We start from the raw sequence: 25,486 nt of genomic DNA, 5'->3' as shown, positions 1-25,486 counted from the left end.
GCCCCGTCCCGCGCCGCGCTGCCCGCGCCGGACACCCGCCGTGAGCACCCGGATGGCCGCCCTGTCCGGCGTGGGCCGGTGGTTCAGCCCGTGGGCAGCGTCGGCTGGACGCGCCGCAGGAACGTGGCGTTGTCCGGCGTCTCGCGCATGCGCTTCAGCAGGGTCTCCAGGTGGCCCTCCCCGTCCCGGGGCGCCAGGGCGCGGCGCAGACCGCGTACGGCGGTGGACTCGGCGGGGGAGAGCAGGAGTTCCTCGCGGCGGGTGCCCGAGGCGGCGATGTCGACGGCCGGGAACACCCGGCGGGTGGCGAGTTCACGGCTCAGGCGCAGCTCCATGTTGCCGGTGCCCTTCAGCTCCTCGAAGAAGAACTCGTCGGCGCGGGAGCCGGTTTCGACCAGGGCGGTGGCGAGGATGGTCAGCGAACCGCCCTCCTCGGCCAGCCGGGCGGCACCGAACCACCGCTTGGGCCCCTGGAGCGCGGCGGCGTCGACACCACCGCTGAGGGTGCGGCCCCCGGAGGAGGCGGCGTTGTTGTGGGCGCGGCACAGCCGGGTGAGGGAGTCGAGCAGGATCACCACGTCCTCACCGGCCTCGACGAGCCGCTTGGCCCGCTCGATGACCAGGTCGGCGAGCGCGATGTGCTGCTTCGGCGTCCGGTCGAAGGTCGAGGCGTACAGCTCGCCGCGCACCGAGCGCCGCATCTCGGTGACTTCCTCGGGGCGTTCGTCGAGCAGCACCACCATCAGACGGGCGTCGGGATGGTTGCCGCTGACGGCCGCCGCGAGCTGCTGGAGCAGCACGGTCTTGCCGGTCTTGGGCGGTGCGACGATCAGCCCGCGCTGGCCCTTGCCGACGGGGGCGATCAGGTCGGTGACGCGCCCGGCGAGCCCGGAGGCCGGGTGCTCCAGACGCAGCCGGTCGCGCGGGTGCAGCGGGGTGAGGTCGTGGAAGTGGCGCCTGCCGCCCGGCGTGTCCGGGGTGCGGCCGTTCACGCGGGCGATGCCGGTCAGCTCGCCGCGGTCGCCGCGGACGGCCTCGACGAGGTCGCCCTTGCGCAGCGCGTGACGGCGGATCAGCGTGGGGGGGACCTGCGGGTCGTTGGCCGAAGGGTGCAGGTCCTCGGGCCGCAGTCGGCCGCCCTTCCCGCCCGCGTCGACGTCGAGGACGCCGGTGACGATCCGGGTGGACTGCTGGTGCCCGACAGGGGGTTGGACTGTGGTGGTCATGGTGGCCGGTCCTTTCACGGACGGAAGACAGGAGGTGTGCGGAAGGGAAGGGGAAGCCGCGATCGAACGGAGGGCCCTGCGGGCGCGCCTCCGGGCGGCGGGAACAGCACCTCGGGTACGGCGTCATGCACGCCGAGGGCACAAATGCCCGTGGAGCGAGGTGGTGCGGGGGAAGCCGGTGCGCCTGGCCGACCGGACGGCGGCGCTGTGGCTGAACGGAAGAGGTGGAACGGCACCGGCGCCGAAACGGGGCGCCAGACAAGTGCTGAGGGAACGGTACCACGCAGGGCCGGAGCGAGTCGGATGAAATCCCGCTCAGCGTTCGGCAAGGAGCCCGTACAGCAGCGGAATCCGCGGCTCCGGAAGCCGCCACCAGCCGGACGTCGTAGGCACCATCCGCGGCCAGCGCGGCCACGGCAGCTCGTCGCTCTCCCGCAGTCGGCGCACGGTCAGTCCCGCCCCCGTCAACGCGCCGAGGACCTCTCCTATTCCGTGCATCCACTCGTAGCTGTCGGTGGCGCCCCGGACGCCCGGGCCGTCGGTGTAGGTGTGGGTCCCGTCCCGGTGCACCGGTCCTGCGCCGCCGAGGTAGTCGTGGCGCAGCAGCAGCTCGGGACCCTCGCCGGGGGCGGGCTTGGGGCCCAGCGAGTTCAGCAGCGGATGGAACTCGACGAGGTACAGCAGGCCCCCGGGCCGCAGCAGCCGGGCGACCACGTCGGCCCAGCGGTCCAGGTCGGGCAGGTAGCACAGGGCGCCCTTGCCGGTGTAGACGACGTCGAAGCGCCGTCCGCCGAGCGCCTCCACGGCGTCGTAGACATTGGCCCGTATGTAGTCGACCGCGACGCCCGCCCGCTCGGCGATGTCCGCGGCGGCGGACACGGAGGCCGCCGAGAAGTCCAGGCCGACGGCGCGCGCGCCGCGCTGGGCGAAGGCGATGGTCTCCGTGCCCAGATGGCACTGCAGGTGGAGCACGTCACGCCCGGCCGGATCGCCCATGTCCTCCCACTCCCAGGGAGCGAACCACCGGGACGGATCCGGGCCGTCGTCGAGCCCGTAGAAGCGGCTGGCCAGGTGGACGGGGGTGCGGGCGTCCCAGTTCGCCTGGTTGGCCCGCATCAGCCGGTCGGTCTCGTCGCCGGTCGGGTCGCTGCTCATGGGCACATCCAAGCGCACCCGCGCCCGGCCCCGCCCGGAAGAGATCGGATCCGGCCGGTGTTGCACCAACCGGACACCGACTGCACGCAGCCCGGTCCCCTCGACCTCATCGGCCGTCGTACCGGGGCGGGGCACGGTACGACACCGTAGGAACCCCTCGCCCCACGCAGGAGAGACGCGGCATGGACATGCCCTTGACCACCGACCGGCTCCTGATCCGCGACTGGAGCGTCGACGACGCCGAGGCCGCCCTGGAGATCTACGGCTCCCCGGACGTGGCGCACTGGCTCACCCCGGCGATGGAACGGGTCCAGGACGCCGCCGCCATGCGCGCGGTGCTCCAGGCCTGGGGGGAGTGCCAGCCGAACCTGACGCCGCCCCGGGGCCGCTGGGCGATCGAGCGGCGGGCGGACGGCGCGGTGGTCGGCGGGCTCGGCATCCGGCTGCTGCCGCCCTTCGAGGACGACCTCGAACTGAGCTGGCAGCTCGCCCCGAGCGCCTGGGGCCAGGGCTACGCCGTCGAGGGCGCCCGCGCGCTGACCGAGTGGGCGTTCACCCAGGACACCGACGAACTGTTCGCCGTCGCCCGGCCCGCCAACCAGCGCGCCATCGCCACCGCGAAACGGCTCGGCATGCAGTGGGTCGGCGAGACCGCCAAGTACTACGACCTGCGCCTTCAGGTCTACCGCGTGCGCCCCGCCGACCTTGCCCCGTAAACCGGGTCGGCATGACGTAGGGTGACGGCGATGTTCAGCCCCGAGGGTCCCCGTCTTCGCGAACTCGCCGTCCAGGCGCTGTCGTCCGTCGAGCGCGGCTACGACCTGCTCGCGCCGAAGTTCGACCACACCCCCTTCCGGACGCCGGACTCCGTGCTGGAGGCCACCACGGCGGCCCTCGGGCGGCTTGGTCCCTTCGGTACCGGGCTCGACCTGTGCTGTGGGACGGGCGCCGGGCTGCGGGTGCTCACGCCGGTGTGCCGGGAGCGGGTCGTCGGCGTCGACTTCAGCGCGGGCATGCTCGACGTGGCCCGGCGGCACGCGCCGTCCACCGCCGGTCCGGCGGTCTCCTGGGTGCGCGCGGACGCGCGGACGCTGCCGTTCGGGCCCGCCTTCGACCTGGTGGTCAGCTTCGGCGCGTTCGGGCACTTCCTGCCACGCGAGCTGCCCAGGCTGTTCGCCCAGGTCCACTCCGTGCTGCGGCCGGGCGGCACCTTCGCCTTCCCGGTGGTCTCACCGCCCCCCTTCTGGTCGCCCGTGAACTGGATGCTGCTGGGCTTCGACGCGGCGATGCGGGTGCGCAACGCCGTGTGGCGGCCACCGTTCGTCATGTACTACCGGGCCGTCCGCTTCGGGGACATGCTGCGGGAGCTTGAGGCCGCCGGTTTCCGCACCGGGCTGCACGAGCTGCGCGAGTTCGGGCGGCGCCGCGACGGGAGCCCACGGGTCCGGCTGGTCGCCGCCCGCAGGCTCCCCGGGATCAGCCCGCCGCGGGCTGCGTGAACTCGTAGACCAGCGTGTCGCGCCCGGCGTCCACGACCAGTTCGGTGATCTCCAGGGGACGGGCGTACTGGTCGTGCACCAGCCGGGTCACCGAGACCGAGGGCCGGTCCGCGCACCGGGTGATGGTGTCGCGGTGGTGCAGGGTCAGGCCCGCCCGGCGCATCCAGTCGTAGGCGCGTCCCAGCTGCGCCGCCGCGGTGCCGTCGGCGCGGTCGCGGTAGCGGCCCAGCTCGTCGACCTCGGCCAGCGCCACCGCCGAGAAGGACGTCACGGCGGTGCGCAGCCCCGTGCCGTCGGCCCCGAAGGACTCGTAGCGGTGCATCAGCGTCGGCCGGTGCGGGGCGAGCCCCAGCGCGGCGGCGTGCTGGGCCGGGGGTGCCTCCCAGGTGACGGTCGCCCGGTCGACGGCGGCCGGGTCGGCGGTGCGGGCGCCCACCGGGAAGGTGAGCGGGGACAGGTGCCGGGCGGGCGGTCCGGGCAGCGTGGTGTGGCTGCCGCGCCGGTCGGTGGCGACCAGGCCGTCCCGGCGCAGCAGCTCCAGCGCCTGTCGTACGGTCTCCCGGCTGACGCCGAAGTGCTCGGCCAGTCGGCGCTCGCCCGGCAGCCGCTCGCCGGGCGGGACACCGCCGTCGCGCAGCTCGCCGAGCAGCCGTGACGCGACCCTGCGGTACAGGGGCCGGTCCAGGGGAGGTTCCTCGTCGAGAGGGTGGTCGTGCGGGGTGGTGCGGGCCATGCCGCGCCTCCTGTTGGTGACGTGCCGTAGCCGTGCGGGCTCATTGCGCCACCACATCTAGCATTGGTCTAAACCACCAGGGAAGGGTTTTCCGGTGGTTCGGCCGGAAACGGACGGCGCGGCACGGCGTCGTATACGGCCCCGGGCCGTCACAGGGCGCTGTACACGGCCTCCACCAGCGCCATCTTCCGCGGGTCGTCGGCGATGTGCGGGCCCATGCGGTTCATCGCGTAGCCCAGCGACAGCCCCGCCTCGGGGTCCGCGAGGCCGCAGGAACCACCGAAGCCGTCATGGCCGAACGCCCGCGGGTTGGGTCCGTAGCTGCCGCGCGGCCCGCTCAGCCACAGGCCGAGACCGATCTCCGTCTCGGCGTCGAGTCCCGCTCCCAGCACCAGGTCGCGGCAGGCGCCCTGTCCCTCGCGCACCCGCTCGGCCGCCTCCGGGGACAGGATCCGGTGGCCGCGGTACGACCCCCGCCCGGCGAAGACGCCGTACAGCGCCGCCACGGCCCGCGCGGTGCCGTGTCCGTTCGCCGCCGGTATCTCGGCGGACCGCCACCCGGGGGTGACGGCCTCGGCCGCGCCCACCGGCGGATTGGCGATCGCGGCCAGCACGACCGGCGGCAACTGCGCCGGAGCCACCGCCCGTTGGCCGGGCGCCGCGTGCACCAGCTCGGCCGCGCGAGCCCACTCGCGCTCGGGCAGCCCCACGGTGAAGTCGATGCTGAGGGGGCCGGTCACCTCCCGCTCCAGGAAGGCGCCGGGCAGCAGCCCGGAGACCCGGCGGACGACCTCCCCGACGAGATGGCCGTAGGTCAGCGCGTGATAGCCGGACCGGGTGCCCGGCTCCCACCAGGGCTCCGACGCCGCGAGCCGGGCGGTCGTCGTCTCCCAGTCGCACAACTGGGCGAGGGAGTGCGGCTCCCGCAGCCCCGCGAGGCCCGCCCGGTGCGACAGCAGATGCCGGACGAGCACCTTCTCCTTGCCCGCCGCGGCGAACTCCGGCCAATACGCGGCCACCGGGGCGTCGAAGTCCAGCAGGCCCCGGTCGGCGAGGACGTGCGCGCACAGCGCCACCGGGCCCTTGGTCGTCGACCACACGTTGACCAGCGTGTCCCGCGCCCACGGCCGGGTGCCCGCCGCGTCCGCCCAGCCGCCCCACAGGTCCACCACGGTCTCCCCGCCGACCGTGACGGCGACGGCGGCGCCCAGCTCGCCCCGGTCCCGGAAGTTCTCCTCGAACGCCGTGCGCACGGCCGCGAAGCGGGGGTCGCAGTGGCCGTGCACGGCCGTGTGCGCGGACTTGTGGGCGGCTTCGGGCGCGGACTCGGGCATGGGCCCCTCCAGGGTCGGCGGAAGCCCGGGCCGCGGCACCCCGGCCCGGGCGCCATGAACGTACCGACTGGTCGGACTGGAGGGAAGGGGTGGTCGCGGGGGACGTCCGCTCAGAGGTGCGAGCCCAGCCAGCGCAGCTTCGCCGCGTCGTGGAACGGGCCGCCGCCCTCGTGGTCGTTGAACTCGTACACCTCGACCGACCGGTCCTCGTGCGCCCAGGCGTTGAACGCCGCGTACACGGTGGAGGGCGGGCAGGTCTGGTCCTCCAGGGCCGCCGAGAAGAGGGCGGGGACGCGGGCGCGGGCGGCGAAGTGCACGCCGTCGAAGTAGGACAGGGTGCGCCGGACCTCGTCGGCGCGGCCCCGGTGCGTCTTGAGGTAGAGGGCGATCTCGCGGTACGGGTTGCGGTCGGTGAGTGTCGTCGCGCGCGGGAAGTCGCACAGGAACGGCACGTCCGGGGCGGCGGCGACCAGGTCCGGGACCAGACCGGCGACCGCGATGGTGATGCCGCCGCCCTGGCTGGCGCCCATCACCGCGGTCCGGGACGCGTCCGTCAGCGGATGGGAGCGGGCCGCCTCCACCGCGCGCACGGCGTCCGTGAACACCCGCCGGTAGTAGTAGTTCTCCGGCGCGTCGATCCCCCGGGTCATGAACCCGGGGTAGGCGGGCCCGCCGCCCACCGGGTCGGGGGTGTCGCCGCCCGCGCCCCAGGCGCTGCCCTGGCCGCGGGTGTCCATCACGAAGTGCGCCCGGCCCGAGGACGCCCACAGCAGATGCTCGTGCGGCAGCCCGCGCCCGCCGCCGTAGCCGACGTACTCCACCAGCAGGGGAAGCGGTTCCCCGGCACCGGCGGGCAGGGTCAGCCAGCCCTTCACCGGGTGGCCGCCGAACCCGGCGAACGTCACGTCGTACACCTGGACGGTGGACAGCCCCGTGTCGACCGGCTCGAACCGGGCGTCCAGCTCGAACTCGCGCGCCTCAGCCAGGGATTTGGCCCAGAAGGCGTCGAAATCGTCGGGCTCGGTGGAGTCGCTCCGGTAGTCGCGGAGTTCGTCGATCGGCAGGTCGAACAGGGCCATGTATGACCACCTTTGTGCTGGTGCCGGTAGGTGATCACACCGTACGTGGCCGCACTCACCGACCGCCAGGGTCAGGGGTAGAAAGCGCTGTCATTATGCCCGGTGCCGGTGCCGGTGCCGGTGCCGGTGCGGGTGCGGGTGCGGGTGCGGATCCACGCCCAGGACCGCAGCCCCCGGTAGGCGACGTAGACCATGAGCGCGCTGAAGACCAGCTCCCAGGCGCCGAGACCGTCGGCGCTCAGGTAGGTGCCGCCCGCGCCGCCGATCAGGAGGGCGTTGAGGGGCCGCCGGTGCGGCTCGCGGACGAGGGACATCAACAGGACGTAGACGACGCCGACGACGACCGGCATGGAGTACTGCATGGAAGTGTTTTTTCCTGGAGGTGACGGAAGTCGGCCGCGCGCGCCGGAAGTGATCACCACGCTAGGCCGGACGCCCCGCACGCCCCAGTGGCATTGACGACACCTTCCAACGGGTTGTGGCCACCGCACCGCCAACCGCTCACGCCCAGCGGCGGGTCCACTCCGGTTCCGTGCGCGCCCACTCCCGCTCCCACTCCGCCAGCCGCCGCCGCGTGGTCACCCGGCGCACCGCCGCACGCCCGAGCAGGACGAAGGCGGCGGCGCCCCCGGCGGCGCACACCCCCACGGCGAGAGCGTGCTCCCGCACCGCGGTGCCGTCCGGCGGCGGGGGCACGGTACGGCCGCGGGAGTCGATCCAGACGGGAACCGTGTCACCCGCGCGCGTGCCGCCAGAAACCCGTGCCGTGGTGGTGTGCGGCTCGGCGCCGGGCCGCTCAGCCCAGCGCACGGTCGCCCGGAAGGTGCTCTCCTGGCCGCCCTGCGAGGTCGGCAGCGTGCTGCTGGCCCGGCCGACCACCTCGGCCTGCACCTGCCGCCGCTCGGCGCGCAGCGCCGCCGCCGCGGACCGCGCCTCGTCATGCGCCCACCGGGCCGCCGTCACCCCGGCCAGCGGCGCGCCCACCAGCAGCAGTACGGCGATCACCAGCACGGTCCACGCCTCGACGACGTCCGACCGGCGGCGCAGCGGATTGCGCCGCCAGCGCCAGCCGCGCACCCGGGTGCGCATGTCCGCCTCCGCGCGGTGTGTACGCGTGGATCTCCTCACCGAGGCCGCGTACCCCATGTGGCGGACATCGTTCACGGCGGCGGCCCGGGAAGGGGGGCGGAGTCAGCCGAAGCGCTCGATCCTGATCCGGTGCACCGGCTGCCCCGCCGCGACGAGCAGCCGCGAGGCGTGCTCGGCGAACCCGTCGGAGCCACAGACGTACGCCTCCCAGCCGCCCTCCGGCCGCTCGGCCAGCGGCGGTGCCAGATGGGCGGCGGAAAGGCGGCCCACGGGCACGCCCGCCGGGGCGCTGCGGGTGAACACGGGCGTCGTCTCCGCGCCGTACTCGGCCGCGTAGATCAGCTCCTCGGGGCCGCGCGCCGACACCAGCAGCCGCAGCGGCACCGACAGCCCGCGCGCGCGGTGGTGCCGCACCATCGACATCAGCGGTACGACGCCGGACCCGCCGCCGAGGAGCAGCGCGGGCCGGTCGCCGGGCCAGGCGAAGAAGCCGCTCACCGGGCCGCGCACCTGGACCCGGTCCCCGGGCCGGGCCTCCGTGTGGAACCAGCCGGAGACCTCACCGCCCTCGACATGGTCCAGGGTCAGCTCGATGTGCCCGGAGCCGTCGTCGGCGGAGGCGATCGAATAGTGCCGCTGGGCGGTGTAGCCGTCCTCGGCGGTCAGCCGCAGCATCAGGTGCTGGCCGGGCACATGCCCCGGCCACTCGGGTACCGCGAACCGGAAGGTGGCGACCCGGGCCGTCTCACGGCGGATCTCGGTGAGCGTCGCCGTCTGCCAGCGGGCCGCGGCGGGGGCGGTCACCTCGATACGGCCGGGCACCGCGAACCGGGCGGGCGGGGTGAAGGCGGCCTCAGTCGCCCGCATAGCGCTGCTCCTCCCAGGGGTTGCCGCGGTCGTGGTAGCCGTTGCGCTCCCAGAAACCCGGCTCGTCGTGGTCGAGCAGGCGCAGCCCCGCGATCCACTTGGCGCTCTTCCAGAAGTACAGGTGCGGCACCAGCAGCCGCGCCGGGCCGCCGTGCTCCGGCGCCAGCGGCCGACCGTCGTACTCCCAGACGATCCACGCGCGCCCGCCCGTCAGGTCGGCGAGCGGGAGGTTGGTGGTGTAGCCGGTGTGCGACCAGGCGACCGCGTGGGTGGCGGACGGCAGCGGGCGCGCCTCGGCCAGGAAGGCGTCCAGCGACACACCCCCGAAGCGCACGCCGAACTTGGACCAGCTCGTCACGCAGTGGATGTCACCCTCGTACACCGACCCGGGCAGCGCGTGGGCCTGCGCCCAGTCCCAGGTGCGGGGTGCCCCGGCCAGTCCGTCGATCCGGAAGGTCCACTCCTCGGGCGTCAGCTCGGGGGTGACCTCGGCGGACAGGACGGGCCAGTCGTCGCCCGCGTCGTACTGTCCGGGCGGGAGTCCGGGGTTGGGGACGCGCGGGCGCCCGGTGAAGCCTCGGGTGACGTTCATGCGGGTGGTGGTGCCTTCGAAGTCGTCGGTACGTGCGGCTTCAACCGTACGTGGCCAGCGGGCCGTCCCGCGAAACCGGTGGGGTACAGTGACGCCCGGCCGAGGACGGACCCGGCCACGGCCCTTGGAGGTGAGACCCATCAACGCTGCATCGGCTCGGGCCCTCTCACCTCTTCCCCGGCGGTAGCCGGATCCGAGAGCGCCCTTCGGCTTCCGAAAGGTCTCCGGCTCTCATGCCTTCTGCTCCCTGCCGTTCCTCCGTCGCCGCCGCGCTGCGTGCCGCGGGCTGTGTCTTCGCCGAGGACGAGGCGGAACTGCTCCTCGCCGCCGCCCGCACCCCGGACGAACTGGCGGTCCTGGTGGACCGCCGCGCCCGTGGCCTGCCGCTCGAACACGTCCTGGGCTGGGCGGAGTTCCGCGGTCTGCGCGTGACCGTCGAGCCCGGCGTGTTCGTGCCCCGGCGGCGCACCGAGTTCCTGATCGAGCAGGCCCTCGCGCGAGCCCCGGGCGCGTCCGTCGTCGTCGACCTGTGCTGCGGCTCCGGCGCGCTGGGCGCCGCGCTCGCCGACGCCCTCGGCCGGGTGGAACTGCACGCCGCCGACATCGACCCGGCCGCCGTGCGCTGCGCCCGGACCAACATCGCCGGGTACGGCGGCCAGGTCCACCAGGGCGACCTGTTCGACGCCCTCCCGGGCGAGCTGCGTGGCCGTGTCGACCTGCTCGCGGCGAACGTGCCCTACGTCCCCACCGGCGAGGTCGCCCGACTGCCCGCCGAGGCCCGCGACCACGAGCCGCTGACGGCCCTGGACGGCGGCGCGGACGGTCTCGACGTACTGCGCCGGGTCGCCTCGGGCGCGGTGCGGTGGCTCGCGCCCGGCGGCTGCGTCCTGGTCGAGACGAGCGGGCGCCAGGCCCCGGAGGCCGTCGGGATCTTCGGTGGGGCGGGGCTGAAGGCCCAGGTGGCGGTCTCCGAGGAGTGGAGCGCGCATGTGGTGATCGGCACGCTGGACGGGCGTGGTGGTCAGCCGTGGGCCTCCCGCAGGGCTTGCCCGTAGGGCCGTGCTCGGGCGATGAGGACCGCCACGTCGTCGTGGTTGTCAGGGTGGTGCAGTGTGTCCAGGAGGAGGTCGCAGATGTCCTCCAGCGCCTGGGTGGGGTCGGTGAGGAGGCCGAGGAGGGTGGCCAGGCGCTCGTCGAGGGAGTGGCGGCGGGTCTCCACCAGGCCGTCCGTGTAGAGGGCGAGCTGGTCGCCGGGGGCGAAGTCGAACACCGTGGTGGAGAAGGCGACGCCGCCGACGCCGAGGGGTGCGCCGGTGGGCAGGTCGAGGAGTTCGGGGTCGTGTCCGGGGCGGGTCAGGGCGGGCGGCAGATGCCCGGCGTTGGCGATCCGGCACTGGCCCAGCGCCGGGTCGTGGACGGCGTACAGGCAGGTGGCGATGGAGTGGTCGAGCCCGGCGGTGATCCGGTCGAGGTGCTCCAGGAGCCGGGCCGGGTCGAGGTCGAGGGAGGCGAGGGTGTTGGTGGCGGTGCGCAGCCGCCCCATCGTCGCGGCGGCGCTGATGCCGCTGCCCATCACATCGCCGACGACCAGCGCGGTCTTGCCGCCGTCCAGCGGAATGACGTCGAACCAGTCGCCGCCGACCTCGGTGGTGGCCCCGGCGGGCTGGTAGCGCGAGGCGACCTCCAGGCCGCCGGTGACCGGCGGATGGCTGGGCAGCAGGCTGCGCTGGAGGGTGAGGGCGGTGTCGCGGGCGTTCTGGTACCAGCGGGCGTTGTCGATCTGCACGGCCGCGCGCGCCGCCAGCTCCCGGGCGAGCAGCAGATCGTCGCGGCTGAACGGCAGCGGATTGCGGGTGCGCTTGAGGTCGAGGGCGCCGAGCACCTCGCCGCGCGCGATCAGCGGGACGGCCAGATACGAGTGCACGCCCGCCCGGCCGAGCAGCACCGCGGCCTCCGGTGAGCGGGCGATGCGCGGCAGGTCCTCGTCCTTCACCTGCGTCACCAGCACCGGCTGCCCGGTGCGCACGCACTCGGTGACCAGCCGGTCGGGGCCGTACCGGGCGACCTGCCCGGGCGGGTCGGCCGCCCGCAGCGCGTCGGGGGCCTGGTCGGCGCGGACCGCCAGGGCGCGGATCACCGCCGGTTGGGCCGGGCCGAGGCTGCTGCGGCGGCCCGCCACCACCGCCTCCAGCAGATCCACGGCGGCCACGTCCGCCAGCTCCGGCACGGCGACGTCGGCCAGCTCGTCCGCGGTGCGGTCCAGGTCCAGGGCGGTGCCGATACGGGCCGAGGCGTCGGCGATGAGGGCGAGCCGCCGCCGCGCCGCCTCCGCCTCGATGCCCGCCCGGTACTGCTCGGTGACGTCCTCCACCGACGCCGCCACGCCCAGCACGGTGCCGTAGGCGTCCTCCAGCCGGTACAGCGAGACCGTCCAGGCGTGGTCCCGGTCGGGGTCGGCCGGGGTGCGTCCGGCGACCGGCTGGTCGACGAGGGGGCGGCCGGTGTCCAGCACCTCGCGGACCGCCTCCTCCAGCGGGCCCACGTCCAGCATCGGCAGCACTTCGTGGACGCGGCGCCCGATGTGCCGCTCGGCGGGGATGCCGTTGATGCGCTCCAGCGCCGGGTTGACCGACACGTACCGCAGCTTGGTGTCGAGCACGGCCAGCCCGATCGGCGACTGCGACACCATCCGGGTGGACAGCGCCACGTCCCGCTCCAGCCGCTGCACGGTCTCCTGGTCGGCGGCGAGGCCCAGGGCGTAGACCTCGCCCCGGTCGTCCAGCAGCCGCATGTTGCGGAACTCCACCAGCCGGGTGGAGCCGTCCTTGTGCCGGATCGGGAAGGCCCCGGCCCAGCCCTGGCCGGTGGACATCACGTCGGCGAACAGCTTGGCGACCAGATCCAGGTGCTGTTCGTGGACCATCAGCCGGGCGGCGTAGCGGCCGAGCGCCTCCGGCGCGGTGTAGCCGAAGAGTTCCTCGGCCTGCGGGCTCCACAGCACGATGCGGCCCTTGGCGTCCAGTACCACCGAAGCCATTCCGAGCACGTCGAGCAGCCCGCTGGGCCGCGCGGGACCACGGACCGTCCCGTCGCCCTCGGTCACTGGTGGACCGGCTGAACCCATGCCATGCACCGCCCTCGTCCGTTCGCCACGGTACGCCGTCCGCCGTGTCGTTTTCTGCCAGTTGTATCGCGCTCAACGAACTCTCTTAGTCACTTCCGCCCACTTCCACCATCCCTCAACACGGCCGTGTCCGCCGGGAGATGTGGCCGGTGCGCGGCGTCGGGGGTGCCGGGGCGTCACCGTACGGACCGCTCGCGTTCGCCGATTGGTCTGTACATGACTATCGAGTCGGGCCAGACTGTCCGCCGACCGCCTCCCCACCCCCCACCGAGGAGCCGACCCGCCATGCCCCTGCGCGCCCGGAAACTGACCGGCCTCGTCGCCCTGGCCGCCGCCGTCGTCGCCGTCCTGGCCACCGCCCCGCCCGCCTCGGCCGCCGACACCTGGACCGAGGTCGGCTCCGACCGCGCCGATCCGCTCACCGAGAGCCAGGGCCTGACCTCCGTCGAGGTCCCGGCCGGGAGCCCCAACCGCTACACCGCCGTCGGCACCATCCCGTTCGGCGTGCTCACCCGGGGCTGGAACCACGTGGGCGACCCCGACGCCTCCTACGACGGCCACTATGTCGAGCCCTACCAGCGCGACTCCGGCACCACCAAGATGTTCCGGGTGCAGGCGCCCGGCGGCGGCTGGTCGGAGTACGTGCACACGCTCGGCTCCGGCGAGGCCCTGAACAACTCCTGGGTCGCCATCGCGCCCGCGGGTCAGTGGATGCTGGCGGGGGAGTGGGGCACCATGAACCGGCTCCAGGTCTTCCCCACCCCCGGCGTCAACCCCGCCACCTCACCCGCCGCCGACCTGCCGCAGGTCTCCTCCGTCCGCCTCGACCGTCCCGTGCGCGACGTCCAGGGCTGCGACTTCTCCGGCCCCACCACCCTGCTGTGCTCCTCCGACGACCCGGCGGGCGACCTCTTCGGCATCACCAAGCCGCTGCTCCAGATCGACCTGTCCGCCGCGCCCGGCACCACCGACGTCACCGGACGCGTCACCGCCCTGCGGCAGCTCCCGCTGCGCAGCGGCTGCTCCGGCGGCTTCGAGACGGAGGGCGTCGACTACGACCGCCGTACCGGCACCCTGCGGGTGATCGTCCTGTCGCCGGGCTTCTGTCTGCTGACCGACAGCAAGACGTACCGGTTCTCGCGCGGCTGACACGCGGAGCTGTACATCCCGGTATGTGGTGGTTTTCTAAGAGTGCGGCACACGACGCATGCGGCACGGCGGGGAGTGCGCACGGTGCCGCCGGGAACCCGCGCGGTACCGCGGCACGGCACGAGAGGAGCGTTCACGATGGACATGATGGGTACGCGTGACACAGGCGGCGGGCGACCACGGCACCCCGAGTCCGTCTCGGTCGAGATCAGCGGATGCAGCAAGGAAGACGCCCGGATCGTGTTCGACACCCTGTGCGCCTGCTTCTCCTCGGACCGGTGCGGCGACGACGTCCCCCGTGAGTGGTCCGAGACCCGGCCCACCGTGTGGCTGGGCACGTTCGACGTCTCCGACCCGCACGAGGGCGCCCGCCCCGCCCGGCTGCAGGCCTCCGTGGAGGCCGACGCGCACGGTGGCTACTGGGCCATCGACCGCTTCCGCACCACCCTCGACGACCTGTTCCGGGTGCACGACCTCAGCACGGCCTCGGGAGACCAGGAGCGCGAACTGCACGTGCGGCTGGAGAGCCGCTGATCCCCGGCGTGACGGGGCTCATGTTATGCAACTAGTTGCATAAACCGTGCGCGGTCCTCTACAACTACGGAGGTACGACACCGCGCACGGAGGGGCCCCATGAGCCGTTACCCGCATCTGCTGAGCCCGCTCGACCTGGGCTTCACCACCCTTCCCAACCGCGTGCTCATGGGCTCCATGCACGTGGGCCTGGAGGAGGCCGAGCGCGGCTTTGAGCGGATGGCGGAGTTCTACGCCGCCCGGGCGCGCGGCGGAGTGGGCCTGATCGTCACCGGCGGCATCGCGCCCAACGACGAGGGGCGCCCCTACGAGGGCGGCGCCAAGCTCACCACCGAGGCGGAGGCCGACCAGCACCGCACCGTCACCGACGCCGTGCACGCCGCGGGCGGCCGGATAGCCCTGCAGATCCTGCACTTCGGGCGGTACGCCTACCACCGCGACCTGGTCGCCCCGAGTCCCCTCCAGGCACCGATCAGCCCCTTCGCGCCCCGCGAACTCACGGACGCCGACATCGAGCGGACCATCGACGACTACGTCCGCGCCGCCCGGCTGGCCCGCCGGGCCGGGTACGACGGTGTGGAGATCATGGGCTCCGAGGGCTACCTCATCAACGAGTTCACCGCCGCGCGGACCAACCACCGCACCGACCGCTGGGGCGGCTCGTACGAGAACCGGACGCGCTTCCCCGTCGAGATCGTCCGCCGGGTGCGCGAGGCGGTCGGCGAGGACTTCATCGTCGTCTACCGCCTGTCGATGCTGGACCTGGTCCCGGGCGGCTCGACGCTCGACGAGGTGATCACCCTCGCCAAGGCCGTCGAGGCGGCCGGGGCGACGATCATCAACACCGGCATCGGCTGGCACGAGGCCCGTATCCCCACCATCGCCACCTCCGTGCCGCGCGGCGCCTACACCTGGGTCACCAAGCGGCTGATGGGCGAGGTGTCGGTGCCGCTGGTGACCACCAACCGCATCAACACCCCCGAACTCGCCGAGGAGTTGCTGGCGGACGGCTGCGCGGACATGGTCTCGATGGCCCGCCCGATGCTCGCCGACCCCGACTTCGTCGCCAAGGCCGCCGCCGGGCGCCCCGAGGCCATCAACACCTGCATCGGCTGCAACCAGGCCTGCCTCGACCACACCTTCAGCGGGCAGATCACCTCCTGCCTGGTCAACCCGCGCGCCTGCCACGAGACCGAGCTGGTGCTCGCCCCGACCCGGCGCCGCAGGACGGTCGCCGTCGTCGGCGCGGGCCCGGCCGGGCTGGCGTGCGCCGTGAGCGCCGCCGAACGCGGCCACGAGGTGACCCTCTTCGACGCCGCGCCCGAGATCGGCGGCCAGCTCAACGTCGCCCGCAAGGTCCCCGGCAAGCAGGAGTTCGACGAGACGCTGCGCTACTTCCGCCACCGCCTCGCCGAGGAGGGTGTGGCCGTACGCCTGAACACCTGGGTCACCACCGCCGACCTCACCGGCTACGACGAGGTGGTGGTCGCCACCGGCGTCACCCCGCGCACCCCCGACATCCCCGGCGTCGACCACCCCAGCGTCCTCGGCTACCTCGACGTCCTGCGCGACGGCGCCCCCGTGGGCGAACGCGTCGCCGTCCTCGGCGCGGGCGGCATCGGCTTCGACGTCGCCGAGTACCTCACCGACGGCGGCGACAAGGCGCACGAGGACCCGGCGACGTACTTCCGGCACTGGGGCGTCGACATGGACTACACGGCACCCGGCGGCCTCGCCGCCCCCGAGCGCCCCGCCCCGCCGCGCACCGTCCACCTCCTGCAGCGCAAGACCAGCAAGGTCGGCGCGGGCCTCGGCAAGACCACCGGCTGGATCCACCGCGCCGAACTCAAGCACCGCGGCGTCACCATGGTCCCGGGCGTGCGCTACGACCGTATCGACGACGCCGGGCTGCACATTACCGTCGGCGAGGAGAGCACGGTCCTCGAGGTCGACACCGTCGTGCTGTGCACCGGACAGGAACCGCGCCGCGACCTGTACGAGGAACTGCTCGCCGCCGGACGCTCCGCGCACCTCATCGGCGGCGCCGACGTGGCCGCCGAACTGGACGCCAAGCGGGCCGTCAAGCAGGGCACGGAGCTGGCGGCGGCGCTGTGAGGGGCGTACCGGGGCGTCCCTAGGATGAGCCCATGTCACTCCCGCACGCGATCCTCACCGCCCTGCTCGAGAAGCCGTCGTCGGGGCTGGAGCTGACCCGCCGCTTCGACCGGTCGATCGGCTACTTCTGGTCGGCGACGCACCAGCAGATCTATCGCGAGCTGGGAAAGCTGGAGACCGACGGGCTGATCCGGGCCCTGCCCGCCGAACAGCCCGCCCGTGGCCAGAAGAAGAACTACGAGGTCCTGCCCGCGGGCCGCGCCGAACTGGCCCGCTGGACCGCCGCCTCCCAGGACCCCAAGCCGCAGCGCGACGCCCTGCTGCTGCGGCTGCGGGCGGCGGCCGTCGTCGGCACGGCGGGCATCGAGGCCGATCTGCGCCGCCATCTCGACCTGCACCAGCAGCAGTTGGCCGAGTACGAGGAGATCGAGCGCCGCGACTTCCCGCCCGGCCGGGACAGCCCCGAGGACCGGCTGCGGCACCTGGTGCTGCGCGCGGGCATCGACCTGGAGACCTTCTGGACGAGCTGGCTCACCCACGCCCTCGACGAGTTCGCCGAGGTGCCGCCGGGCCGCTGAGGGCCGCCGGGCGTCAGAGGCGGTACGGCTTGGAGGCGCGGCGGCGCAGGAACCAGGCCGCCGCGACGCCTCCGGTGGCGACCAGGACGCCGCCCGCCACCAGGGTGATGGTGCCGTAGTCCTTGGTGGTGCTGCCGAACCCGCCCATCACACCGCGCGACGGCGAGGCGGTCGCGGTCGGGGTCGGAGTGGTCGGTGGCGAGGAGACGATCACGGACTGGGTGCCCGCGGTGGTGTTGTCGGAGCACATCACGATGACCGTGTACGTGCCCGGGCTGACGTTCGACCAGGCGGCCGACTGGAGCGCGCTGGTGCCCGACAGGGGCACCTGGCGGCCCTGGGAGAAGTTCGCCTGGCTGCTGTTGAGCAGGGAGGCGGTACCCCAGTTGCCGTTGACCTGGGTGCAGGCGCTGGTCGTCACCGACACCGTGGAGCCGCTGGTGCTGACCGAGATGCCCGAGACGGCCGCGGTCGGCCCGGCGGCCAGGGCGAGCGGCAGCGCGGCGGCGGCTGCCACGGTCAGGCCGGAGCGGGTGAGTGCCTTGATGGTTCGCATGGGAGTGTCCCTCCGGCGGCACGGTTGGCGGTACATCCCTTGCGCCGCCTGGGTCGGGGAACGCCCGTGCTGCCTCAGTGGCAGCCAAAGCGCCCGCGACCCGTCCCGCATCCGGACGGCCACCGGGCAGGTGACGGATTCCTTCGTCCGGCGCACGGCGGTTGCAGAACCGGCCGGACGGTGGTCGCCCCCGGCCCGCGTCAGGGGCGGCCGGTGGTCACCGTGCGCTCCGCGGAGTAGCCGCCCCAGGTGCCGTCCGGCAGCTTGGCCCGGATCCGCACCCGATGGCTCACCCCGGCCTCCTGCCCGGCGTAGAAGCTGTACGTGGCCCGGTCGCGCGGCGCGGTCCCGCCGAAGACGAGCGAGGTGGCCGCGCGCCCGTCGAGCTGGACCTCGTACTCGGTGATCACCCCGTCCGCCCGGGGTGGCACCCAGGACAGGTCGATGTGCCAGGCGCCGTCCGCCTGCCGGGTCGTCGCCCGGAAGGCGGTGGGCGCGGTGCCGCGGCCGTCGTCGGAGCCGGGCGCGGTGGTGAGCCGGACGACGGCACTGGCGGGCGAGACGTTGTCCGCCGCGTCCCGGGCCCGGACGGTGAAGGCGTACCGCGTGCCGGGCCGCAGCCCCGTCACCACCGTCGCGGTCTGGCTCCCGCCCACACTGTGGATCTTGGTGTCCCCCTGGAAGACGTCGTACGAGACCACTCCCCGGTCGTCCTTCGACGCCGTCCAGGACAGCTGGGCGGCCCGGCTGCCCGCCGCCCGGCCGTGTGCCGAGCCCGGCCGGGAGGGCGCGGAGCCGTCCGCCGCGACCGCCGCGGGCGTGGTCGCCCTGACCTCCCGGCTGCGCGGCCCGAGCCGCCCCTCGGTGTCGCGGGCCCGCACGGTGAAGACGTAGGCGGTGCCGGGGGTCAGCCGGGTGACGTCGGCCATGTGCTCGGAGGCGGGCACGTCCTGGACCTTCGTGCCGCCGCGGTACACCTCGTACGCGGAGATGCCCGGCTCCGCGGCGACGGCGTTCCACATGACATGGACGCTGGTCGCGCTGCCCGCCTCGGCCGTCACGCCGGTGGGCGCGCCCGGCGGCCGTTCGCCCGCGTCGCCGGAACCCCCGCCCCACGCGCAGGAGGCGACCAGCAGCAGGGTGCCGCAGACCACGAACGGAGGAACTCCAGCGTGTCGCACGACTCTGCCTCCCGGGGCGCGCTGACGGCAATGGTCCGGACCAATAGCGTGCGCTAATGACGCGATCACATCAAGGGGGCGGCGTTACCGAGCATCCCGGGGCGTTACGTATGCTGAGACCTCTCGCGGCGCGAACTGACCCCGAGGACCGGGGAGTTCACGCCCGAAGGCGCGGACCGCTGTCGTCGCTGATCCCGCGCCGACGTGGGCGGCCGGGCGGCCGAACCCTGACCAGGGCTCAGGCGCCCGGCCCCTGCCCCGAGTTCCCGGACGCACCCGAACCGCGCGCCGACCGTCCGTCCATCGGTGGCTGCCCGATCGAATCAACGACAGATTTGGCCGAGTGACCGTCACTGTCCCCGACGGAAGGGTCCCTCATCGTGCGGTTCCTGTCGCTGATGCTGGCCGCGGCGAGCGCCGCCCTCCTCGCCCCGGCGGCGCTGCCCATCGCCGCCGACCCCGCCCCGCCGGGCGAGGTGCGCGCCGCCGATCTGCTGGCCCGGGTCGCCGAGTGCGACCAGATCTCCCGGGGCCGCTACCGCACCGACGTCGGGACACCCGCGACGGTCCCCGTCTGCGGCACCCCGGCCACCGTCCACTGGGAGGCGGACATGGACATCGACTGCGACGGCCGCCCCGGCGCCCGCTGCAACAGCCGTACCGACCCGTACTTCTCCGCCACCACCGCCTTCCCCCAGTCCGACGGCCGCTACCTGGACGCCGAACGCCTGCCGTACGTCGTCGTGCCCGTGCCGAGCCCCACCTGGGACTACCGCGCCCACGGCGTGCGCGGCGGCTCGGTGGTGGCCGTCGTGTACCGCGACCGGGTGCGGTACGCCGTCGTCGGCGACACCGGGCCGCGGGACATCATCGGCGAGGCGTCGTACGCCACCGCCCGGGCCCTCGGCATCCGGGCCGACCCGTGGGGCGGCGGCACGGACTCCGGCGTCACCTACATCGTGTTCAAGGGCTCGCGGGTGTCGCCCATCGAGGACCCCGCGCTGGCGGTGAAGGAGGGGGAGAGGCTGGCGCGGGAGTTCGTGGAGGATGGCGGGCAGGACGACTGAGCGGTGTGGCCGGTGTGCGGGACGGACACCGCCCGCCGAGGCCGAGCTGTCGGCGACGACGTGCTCGGCCTCGGCGGGCGGCGGCTGGACCGGCTGGTCCTCCGTCTCGCGGGGTCAGACCTTCCGATAGGTGTACGCATCCGCCGCGGCCCCGGCCACGGCGTCCAGGTCGGCGCCGGTGGCCGCCGTGACGACAGCGGCGACCGCGCCCTCGACGAACGGGGCGTCGATCAGCCGGGTGCCGTCGGGGAGTTCGTCACCCTCGGCTAGCAGGGCCTTCACGGTGAGGACGGCACTGCCCAGGTCGGTCAGGACGGCGACTCCCGCGCCGCGGTCCACGGAGGCGGCGGCTGCGGCGATCAGTTCGGCGCTGGTGCCGAGCCCGCCGCCCTCGGTGCCGCCCGCGGGGGCCACCGGCACCGCGGTACCGCCCCCCGCGAGCCCGCGCGCCAACTCGGCCACGGACGACGCGACTTCGGCGCTGTGCGAGACGAGCACGATCCCGACCAGCTTGTCGTCACTCATCGACGCCGTCCGCGGTCTCCGCCAGCGCGGCGATCAGCAGGGCCGACGAGGTGGCGCCCGGGTCCTGGTGCCCGATGCTCCGCTCACCGAGGTAACTGGCCCGGCCCTTGCGGGCCTGCAACGGGGTCGTGGCCTCGGCGCCCTGCTCGGCGGCGGACCGGGCGGCGGCGAACGAGTCACCGAGGGCGTCCACCGCCGGGACGAGCGCGTCGATCATCGTCTTGTCGCCGGGCGCGGCCCCGCCGAGCTGCATCACGGCATCCACCCCCGTGCGCAACGCCTCGGTGAGCTGGGCCGCGTCGACCTCGGCGGCGTCGCCGAGCGCCTTGCCGGTGCGGCGCAGCAGGGTGCCGTAGAGCGGCCCGGACGCCCCGCCGACGGTGGAGATCAACTGCCGCCCGGCGAGGATGAGGACGGCGCCCGGTGTGTCCGGGGCCTCCTTCTCCAGCGTGGCCGCGACGGCGGTGAACCCGCGCTGGAGATTGCTGCCGTGGTCGGCGTCGCCGATGGGGGAGTCAAGGGCGGTGAGCCGTTCCGCCTCGCGGTCGACGGAGGCGGCGGTCGCCGTCATCCAACGGCGGAAGAACTGGGCGTCGAGCACTGGATCTCCTTGCGTGGTAGGTACGTTGCCCGCTCCGGCCGCCGCGTCACATGCCCCAGCGCAGACCCGGCGTGCGCACCGGCGCGTCCCACAGGCGCAGCAGGTCCTCGTCGATCTGGCAGAGGGTGACGGAGGCGCCCGCCATGTCGAGCGAGGTGACGTAGTTGCCGACGAGGGTGCGGGCGACGGCGACGCCGCGCTCGGCGAGCACCCGCTGCACCTCGGCGTTGAAGCCGTACAGTTCCAGCAGCGGGGTGGCGCCCATGCCGTTGACGAGCACCAGGACGGGATTGCGCGGGTTGAGATCCTCCAGCACCGCGTTGACCGCGAAGTCGGCGATCTCACCCGAGGTCATCATCGGCCGCCGCTCCCGCCCCGGCTCCCCGTGGATACCGATGCCCAACTCCAGCTCACCGGCGGGCAGATCGAAGGTGGGAGAACCCTTGGCGGGCGTCGTACAGGCACTGAGCGCCACCCCGAAGCTGCGGGAACTGTCGTTCACCTGCCGGGCGATCGCCTCCACCCGCTCCAGCGGCTGCCCCTCCTCGGCCGCCGCGCCCGCGATCTTCTCCACGAACAGCGTCGCGCCGGTGCCGCGCCGCCCGGCGGTGTAGAGGCTGTCGGTGACCGCCACGTCGTCATTGATGAGGACCTTGGCGATCTGGACGCCCTCGTCCTCGGCGAGTTCAGCGGCCATGTCGAAGTTGAGCACGTCCCCGGTGTAGTTCTTCACGATGAACAGCACCCCGGCCCCACTGTCCACCGCCGCGGCCGCCCGCACCATCTGGTCCGGCACCGGCGAGGTGAACACCTCACCAGGACACGCCGCCGACAGCATCCCCGGCCCCACGAACCCCCCGTGCAACGGCTCATGCCCCGACCCACCGCCGGACACCAGCCCGACCTTCCCCGCGACGGGCGCGTCCCGCCGTACGATCACCCGGTTCTCCACGTCGACGGTCAACTCGGGATGGGCCGCCGCCATGCCCCGCAGGGCGTCCGCGACCACGGTTTCGGGGACGTTGATGAGCATCTTCATGGGTACCTCCTGTAGAGACTGGCAAGCGGGCTCTCGACCTGCGTTGCACGAGGTCAAAGTATGTAGGGTCGGATTTCGATCTCGGCGGTTATGACGCTCCGACGCGGGGCCTGGCGGTCCTGACGCCGCTCTGACGCCGACTTCAGCGACGGCCCGTCAGGTCCCGCGGGTGAACATGTGTCGGGCCATGTGGTGCCTGCCCATGGCAGTATCGGTCTTGCGGCAGCGAAGGTCACGCCGTCGGTGCTCTAGGGGCGACGGCGGGGGGAACGGAGACCAGGACGCTGCCTCTGCGAGGCGCCGCCGCGCACGGGTGGCGGCTGCCGTGCCTGTCGCCGGGCTGACGGTTGCTCTGGCCCGGACTGGAGCCGTGCGCGGCGCCCCGGCTGATCCGCGGAGTGATCCCCGGCTGGAGCAGTCGCCGACGCTCAGTCGCGTCCCCGTAGTGCCTCCAGGGCGGGGGGTGATCAGGCAGACGGCGAGGCCGAGGAAGGCTTCGTGGATGTCCGCGCGTCGTTCCCAGCGGAGGCGCGGGCGGCGGAAGCCGTGGAGCCAGGCGATCGTGCACTCGACGACGCAGCGGAAGAGGCCCAGGCCAGTGCCGTGTGGCTCGCCTCTCTTCGCGATCACCGGGCGGATCCCTCGTCGCCGGAGAGGCGGCGGTACTTGTCGTGGTCGTAGTCGCGGTCGGCCAGCAGCGCGTCGGGGCGTCGGCGGGGTCTGCCGACCTGCCCCGCGACGGCGGGAATCTTGTCGAGCGGCGGCTCAATCTGGGTGATGTCGTTGCGGTTTCCGCCAGTCAGCGACACCGCGAGCGGGATGCCCAGGCTGTTGACGATGAGGGGATGCTTGCTGCCCGGACGCGCTCGGTCGGCTGGGCTGGGACCGCTTCTGGGCCCCGTCGGGCGGCGCGCACGTGCGATCGGCAGCAACGGCGCGATCAGCGACCACAGTTCGTCCGACACGGTCCACGGCCGCGACTGACGGTTTCCTGTGACCAGACCTACGAGACAACAGGCCGAGCGTCTCGTGCTCCACCGGGAGCCGTCCGCTGCCTACTGCACCTCTGCGTCGACGTTGCAGACGGCGTCCCATTCCTCGCCGGTGCTGGGCAGGGGGGATCACGCTGGCCCCTCTCCGGTGAGAGGGTCGGGGGAGCGCCCGCCGCCCCGGCGGACTGCCGGTCGCCGGTGCGGGCGGCGGGCGTCCTGGATCAGTAGCCGTAGATCATCTTGTAGGCGACCTCGGGGAGGAACTGGCCAGCCGTGGAGCCGGTGCCGACACCGCAGTTGCCGTCGGACTCGCCCGGGGTCTTGATCCACAGGAGCATCTCGGCGCCCCCGCCCGTCTGGGTGGGCGTGCCGATGCGGCGGCCGGAGGGGTTGCACCACTGGCCGTTGGAGCCGTTGCCGTTGCGGCTGGTGTCCACGACGAACGGCTTGGTGTAGCCGTAGCGGGCGGCCAGTTCGTTGTTGACGGCGTTGCCGTAGGCGGTGTTCTCGGCGGTGGTGATGTAGTTGGAGACGTTGAGCGAGAAGCCGTGGGCCTGGCGGAGACCGGCTTCGTGGAGGCGCCGGGCCATGGTCGCCGCGTCGGCCCAGCGCGGGTTCCCGGCGTCCATGTAGACCCAGGTGTTGGGGGCTTGGCGGCTGAACTCGGCGAGGGCACCGGTGAGCATGGCCTCACGTTCGTCGATCTGGGCCTGGTTCATGCAGCCGTAGTCGCCGAGGGAGTCCGGTTCGAGGATGACGACGGCCGGACGGGCCGCGATGCCTCCGGCGAACTGAGCGATCCAACTGGCGTAGGCGGACGGCGAGGCGGCTCCCCCGGCGGAGTGCCCGCCGCAGTAGTCGCGGTGGTAGATGTTGTAGGCGACGAGGATGGGCAGCTTGTCGCGGTAGTCCGCCGCTCCGGCGTAGGCGCCTGTCGCGGTGCCGATGGTGCCGCTCCAGGAGCCGAACCAGCGGGCCATCGGTGTGTTGGCGATGGAGGCGTTGATCGCGGCGGCCCGGCCGTCGCCGGGGTTGGCGGTCGCCCACCGCTTCGCGCTCGAGTCGGGGTCCACGTAGAACCCGCTGGTCATGGTGGTGGGGTCGGCCGCGTGGGCGGAGGGGGCGGCGGCGAACGCCAGCGGCAGAGCACAGAGTGCTGCCATCAGAGTGCGGAGTCTGCGGCTCAAGGCAGTACCTCGGTTTCATAGGAGGTGTGCATTGGGAGCGCTCCCACTGGAAGCGGTCCCAATCGTCTGGGTGGGTGGTTGAGCTGTCAATGGTCGGCGCGGCATGCGAATTTCACAGAGGAACGGAGGTCCTGTAGACCTGCTGGACTGGAAGCGGTCCCATATCGTGCGTCCCTGAGTGCTCCCCGCCTGTGAAAGACTCACGGGCCATGGCAGAAGCAGCGCCGCGTCGGCATCCGACGCTCGACGAGGTGGCCGAACGCGCCGGTGTTTCCCGTTCCGTGGCCTCCCGCGCCCTCAACAACGCCCCGCACGTCAGCCGCGCCAAGCGCGAGGCCGTCGAACGGGCCGTGCGGCAACTCGGCTACGTACCCAATCCGACCGCCCGCGCGCTGGCCACCCGTCAGACGGGAGCGGCTGCCCTGGTCATCTCGGGAGAGGACCCGTCGATCTTCGCCGATCCGTTCTTCGCCCGGGTGATCGTGGGGGCGTCGGCCGCCCTGGACGAGGCGGACCTGCATCTGATGCTGTGCCTGGCCGCTTCCGACCGGGGCCGCAAGCGGGTCGAGGAGCTTTTGCGGTCCAGGGGCGCGGACGGTGTGATGCTGATGGCGCTGCGCGAGGACGATCCGCTGACCCGGATGGCCGACGAGGCGCAGATGCCCGTCGTGTTCGGCGGGCGCCCGGTCGGTTCGGCTCCCCGGTGGTACGTGGACGTGGACAACGTCGGCGGAGCGCGCGAGGCGACCGAGCATCTGGTCTCACTCGGCCGCAGGCGCGTGGCCGTGATCTGCGGGCGTCTGGACACCGAGGCCGGGCGCGCCCGGTACCGCGGCTACCGGGACGCCATGCTGGGCGTCGGTCTCGATCCGTTCCCGCCGCTGGAGGGGGACTTCACGGAGCGCAGCGGAGCCGCCGCCATGGCCGCGCTGCTGGCGGAACACCCCGACGTGGACGGAGTGTTCGCCGCCAACGACAACATGGCGGCGGGAGCGCTGCGCACCGTGCGGGAGGCTGGCCGACGGGTCCCCGCCGACATCGCCGTGGTCGGCTTCGACGACCTGACGGCCGCCCAGATCGCCGATCCGCCGCTCACCACCGTCCATCAGCCCATAGAAGCTCTCGGACGGGAGATGGCGCGCATGCTCGTCGCGCTCGTCAACGGGCAGGACCCCACCCCGCTCATCCTCCCCACCCGCCTGGCCGTCCGGGCCAGCGCCTGACCGCACGCTCACGACGGACGCCCGGCGAAGACCGGGCTGAC

25 protein-coding genes and 1 pseudogene are annotated in these 25,486 nt (G+C 73.3%); 9 read left to right on the top strand and 17 right to left on the bottom strand.

Features of this window, described 5'->3' with window-relative positions; genetic code table 11:
• Window positions 1-83: 83 nt before the first annotated feature.
• Together rho and ACFVQG_RS00965 are read right to left on the bottom strand one after the other, a co-directional pair.
• The gene (gene rho, locus ACFVQG_RS00970; protein ID WP_383375322.1) at window positions 84-1,226 is read right to left on the bottom strand and encodes a transcription termination factor Rho; all 1,143 of its coding nucleotides are present in this window, start codon (window positions 1,224-1,226) and stop codon (window positions 84-86) included.
• Between the two features lie 315 nt (window positions 1,227-1,541).
• Window positions 1,542-2,381 carry a class I SAM-dependent methyltransferase gene (locus ACFVQG_RS00965; RefSeq protein ID WP_383375320.1) on the bottom strand — a complete coding sequence of 280 codons (840 nt, stop codon included), beginning with the start codon at window positions 2,379-2,381 and terminating at the stop codon, window positions 1,542-1,544.
• Between the two features lie 182 nt (window positions 2,382-2,563).
• Here ACFVQG_RS00965 and ACFVQG_RS00960 point away from each other — a divergent pair, with 182 nt between their 5' ends.
• Both ACFVQG_RS00960 and ACFVQG_RS00955 read left to right on the top strand, forming a co-directional pair.
• Window positions 2,564-3,097, top strand: coding sequence for a GNAT family N-acetyltransferase (locus ACFVQG_RS00960; RefSeq protein ID WP_383375318.1), 534 nt, complete (start codon window positions 2,564-2,566; stop codon window positions 3,095-3,097).
• A 30-nt stretch (window positions 3,098-3,127) separates the two neighbouring features.
• The gene (locus ACFVQG_RS00955; RefSeq protein ID WP_383375316.1) at window positions 3,128-3,880 is read left to right on the top strand and encodes a class I SAM-dependent methyltransferase; all 753 of its coding nucleotides are present in this window, start codon (window positions 3,128-3,130) and stop codon (window positions 3,878-3,880) included.
• Here ACFVQG_RS00955 and ACFVQG_RS00950 read toward each other — a convergent pair.
• The 7 genes from ACFVQG_RS00950 to ACFVQG_RS00920 form a co-directional block, all read right to left on the bottom strand.
• Window positions 3,858-4,613, bottom strand: coding sequence for a GntR family transcriptional regulator (locus ACFVQG_RS00950; RefSeq protein WP_383375314.1), 756 nt, complete (start codon window positions 4,611-4,613; stop codon window positions 3,858-3,860). The genes ACFVQG_RS00955 and ACFVQG_RS00950 overlap by 23 nt on opposite strands.
• Before the next feature lie 149 nt (window positions 4,614-4,762).
• Entirely contained in the window at window positions 4,763-5,947 is a 1,185-nt protein-coding gene (locus ACFVQG_RS00945) for a serine hydrolase domain-containing protein (protein ID WP_383375312.1), read from the bottom strand.
• A gap of 110 nt (window positions 5,948-6,057) precedes the next feature.
• Window positions 6,058-7,026, bottom strand: coding sequence for an acetylxylan esterase (locus ACFVQG_RS00940; protein WP_383375310.1), 969 nt, complete (start codon window positions 7,024-7,026; stop codon window positions 6,058-6,060).
• A gap of 71 nt (window positions 7,027-7,097) precedes the next feature.
• The gene (locus ACFVQG_RS00935) at window positions 7,098-7,388 is read right to left on the bottom strand and encodes a DUF6010 family protein (RefSeq protein WP_383375308.1); all 291 of its coding nucleotides are present in this window, start codon (window positions 7,386-7,388) and stop codon (window positions 7,098-7,100) included.
• A gap of 139 nt (window positions 7,389-7,527) precedes the next feature.
• Complete coding sequence (locus ACFVQG_RS00930) at window positions 7,528-8,115, bottom strand: hypothetical protein (protein ID WP_383375306.1); 588 nt, start codon at window positions 8,113-8,115, stop codon at window positions 7,528-7,530.
• 102 nt (window positions 8,116-8,217) lie between these two features.
• The gene (locus ACFVQG_RS00925; RefSeq protein WP_383375304.1) at window positions 8,218-8,982 is read right to left on the bottom strand and encodes a ferredoxin reductase; all 765 of its coding nucleotides are present in this window, start codon (window positions 8,980-8,982) and stop codon (window positions 8,218-8,220) included.
• On the bottom strand, window positions 8,969-9,574 hold the full coding sequence (locus tag ACFVQG_RS00920; protein ID WP_383375301.1) for a sulfite oxidase-like oxidoreductase: 606 nt from the start codon (window positions 9,572-9,574) through the stop codon (window positions 8,969-8,971). The genes ACFVQG_RS00925 and ACFVQG_RS00920 overlap by 14 nt, the downstream gene beginning before the upstream one ends.
• A gap of 233 nt (window positions 9,575-9,807) precedes the next feature.
• Here ACFVQG_RS00920 and ACFVQG_RS00915 point away from each other — a divergent pair, with 233 nt between their 5' ends.
• Window positions 9,808-10,629: a putative protein N(5)-glutamine methyltransferase gene (locus tag ACFVQG_RS00915; RefSeq protein ID WP_383375299.1), complete on the top strand. Its 822-nt coding sequence runs from the start codon at window positions 9,808-9,810 to the stop codon at window positions 10,627-10,629.
• Here ACFVQG_RS00915 and ACFVQG_RS00910 read toward each other — a convergent pair.
• Window positions 10,596-12,698: a SpoIIE family protein phosphatase gene (locus ACFVQG_RS00910; protein ID WP_383375297.1), complete on the bottom strand. Its 2,103-nt coding sequence runs from the start codon at window positions 12,696-12,698 to the stop codon at window positions 10,596-10,598. The two genes, ACFVQG_RS00915 and ACFVQG_RS00910, sit on opposite strands and share 34 nt — an antisense overlap.
• A gap of 285 nt (window positions 12,699-12,983) precedes the next feature.
• On the opposite strand from ACFVQG_RS00910, the gene ACFVQG_RS00905 reads away from it, so the two are divergent.
• The 4 genes from ACFVQG_RS00905 (at window position 12,984) to ACFVQG_RS00890 (ending at window position 17,074) form a co-directional block, all read left to right on the top strand.
• Window positions 12,984-13,847, top strand: coding sequence for a hypothetical protein (locus ACFVQG_RS00905; RefSeq protein WP_383375295.1), 864 nt, complete (start codon window positions 12,984-12,986; stop codon window positions 13,845-13,847).
• A gap of 138 nt (window positions 13,848-13,985) precedes the next feature.
• Window positions 13,986-14,381: a hypothetical protein gene (locus tag ACFVQG_RS00900; RefSeq protein WP_383375293.1), complete on the top strand. Its 396-nt coding sequence runs from the start codon at window positions 13,986-13,988 to the stop codon at window positions 14,379-14,381.
• Window positions 14,382-14,480: 99 nt separating this feature from the next.
• Window positions 14,481-16,496, top strand: a complete 2,016-nt coding sequence (locus ACFVQG_RS00895) for an FAD-dependent oxidoreductase (RefSeq protein ID WP_383375291.1) — start codon at window positions 14,481-14,483, stop codon at window positions 16,494-16,496.
• Between the two features lie 32 nt (window positions 16,497-16,528).
• Window positions 16,529-17,074: a PadR family transcriptional regulator gene (locus tag ACFVQG_RS00890; RefSeq protein ID WP_383375289.1), complete on the top strand. Its 546-nt coding sequence runs from the start codon at window positions 16,529-16,531 to the stop codon at window positions 17,072-17,074.
• A 13-nt stretch (window positions 17,075-17,087) separates the two neighbouring features.
• Here ACFVQG_RS00890 and ACFVQG_RS00885 read toward each other — a convergent pair whose 3' ends face one another.
• Window positions 17,088-17,630, bottom strand: coding sequence for a hypothetical protein (locus ACFVQG_RS00885; protein WP_383375287.1), 543 nt, complete (start codon window positions 17,628-17,630; stop codon window positions 17,088-17,090).
• A 200-nt stretch (window positions 17,631-17,830) separates the two neighbouring features.
• Window positions 17,831-18,811: a fibronectin type III domain-containing protein gene (locus ACFVQG_RS00880; RefSeq protein ID WP_383375285.1), complete on the bottom strand. Its 981-nt coding sequence runs from the start codon at window positions 18,809-18,811 to the stop codon at window positions 17,831-17,833.
• Window positions 18,812-19,191: 380 nt separating this feature from the next.
• Between ACFVQG_RS00880 and ACFVQG_RS00875 the strand changes: the two genes are divergently transcribed.
• On the top strand, window positions 19,192-19,878 hold the full coding sequence (locus ACFVQG_RS00875) for a glycoside hydrolase family 75 protein (protein WP_383375283.1): 687 nt from the start codon (window positions 19,192-19,194) through the stop codon (window positions 19,876-19,878).
• Window positions 19,879-19,992: 114 nt separating this feature from the next.
• Here ACFVQG_RS00875 and ACFVQG_RS00870 read toward each other — a convergent pair whose 3' ends face one another.
• The 5 genes and pseudogenes from ACFVQG_RS00870 to ACFVQG_RS00850 all read right to left on the bottom strand — a co-directional run bounded on the left by ACFVQG_RS00870 (window position 19,993) and on the right by ACFVQG_RS00850 (window position 24,222).
• The gene (locus ACFVQG_RS00870; RefSeq protein WP_383375281.1) at window positions 19,993-20,403 is read right to left on the bottom strand and encodes a PTS-dependent dihydroxyacetone kinase phosphotransferase subunit DhaM; all 411 of its coding nucleotides are present in this window, start codon (window positions 20,401-20,403) and stop codon (window positions 19,993-19,995) included.
• Window positions 20,396-21,004, bottom strand: a complete 609-nt coding sequence (gene dhaL, locus ACFVQG_RS00865; protein ID WP_383375279.1) for a dihydroxyacetone kinase subunit DhaL — start codon at window positions 21,002-21,004, stop codon at window positions 20,396-20,398. The genes ACFVQG_RS00870 and dhaL overlap by 8 nt, the downstream gene beginning before the upstream one ends.
• A 46-nt stretch (window positions 21,005-21,050) precedes the next feature.
• Window positions 21,051-22,043 carry a dihydroxyacetone kinase subunit DhaK gene (gene dhaK, locus ACFVQG_RS00860; RefSeq protein WP_383375277.1) on the bottom strand — a complete coding sequence of 331 codons (993 nt, stop codon included), beginning with the start codon at window positions 22,041-22,043 and terminating at the stop codon, window positions 21,051-21,053.
• Window positions 22,044-22,499: 456 nt separating this feature from the next.
• A pseudogene (locus ACFVQG_RS00855) lies at window positions 22,500-22,965 on the bottom strand (transposase); the annotation flags it as partial.
• Between the two features lie 291 nt (window positions 22,966-23,256).
• Window positions 23,257-24,222, bottom strand: a complete 966-nt coding sequence (locus tag ACFVQG_RS00850; protein ID WP_383375274.1) for a glycoside hydrolase family 6 protein — start codon at window positions 24,220-24,222, stop codon at window positions 23,257-23,259.
• A gap of 209 nt (window positions 24,223-24,431) precedes the next feature.
• Here ACFVQG_RS00850 and ACFVQG_RS00845 point away from each other — a divergent pair, with 209 nt between their 5' ends.
• Entirely contained in the window at window positions 24,432-25,445 is a 1,014-nt protein-coding gene (locus ACFVQG_RS00845) for a LacI family DNA-binding transcriptional regulator (protein WP_383375272.1), read from the top strand.
• Window positions 25,446-25,486 lie beyond the last annotated feature (41 nt).

Origin of the sequence: Streptomyces sp. NPDC057877, assembly GCF_042796855.1 — a bacterium.
Lineage (GTDB): Bacteria > Actinomycetota > Actinomycetes > Streptomycetales > Streptomycetaceae > Streptomyces.
The sequence above is the reverse complement of the archived record's forward strand: the minus strand, read 5'-3'. Positions and strand labels throughout refer to the sequence as shown.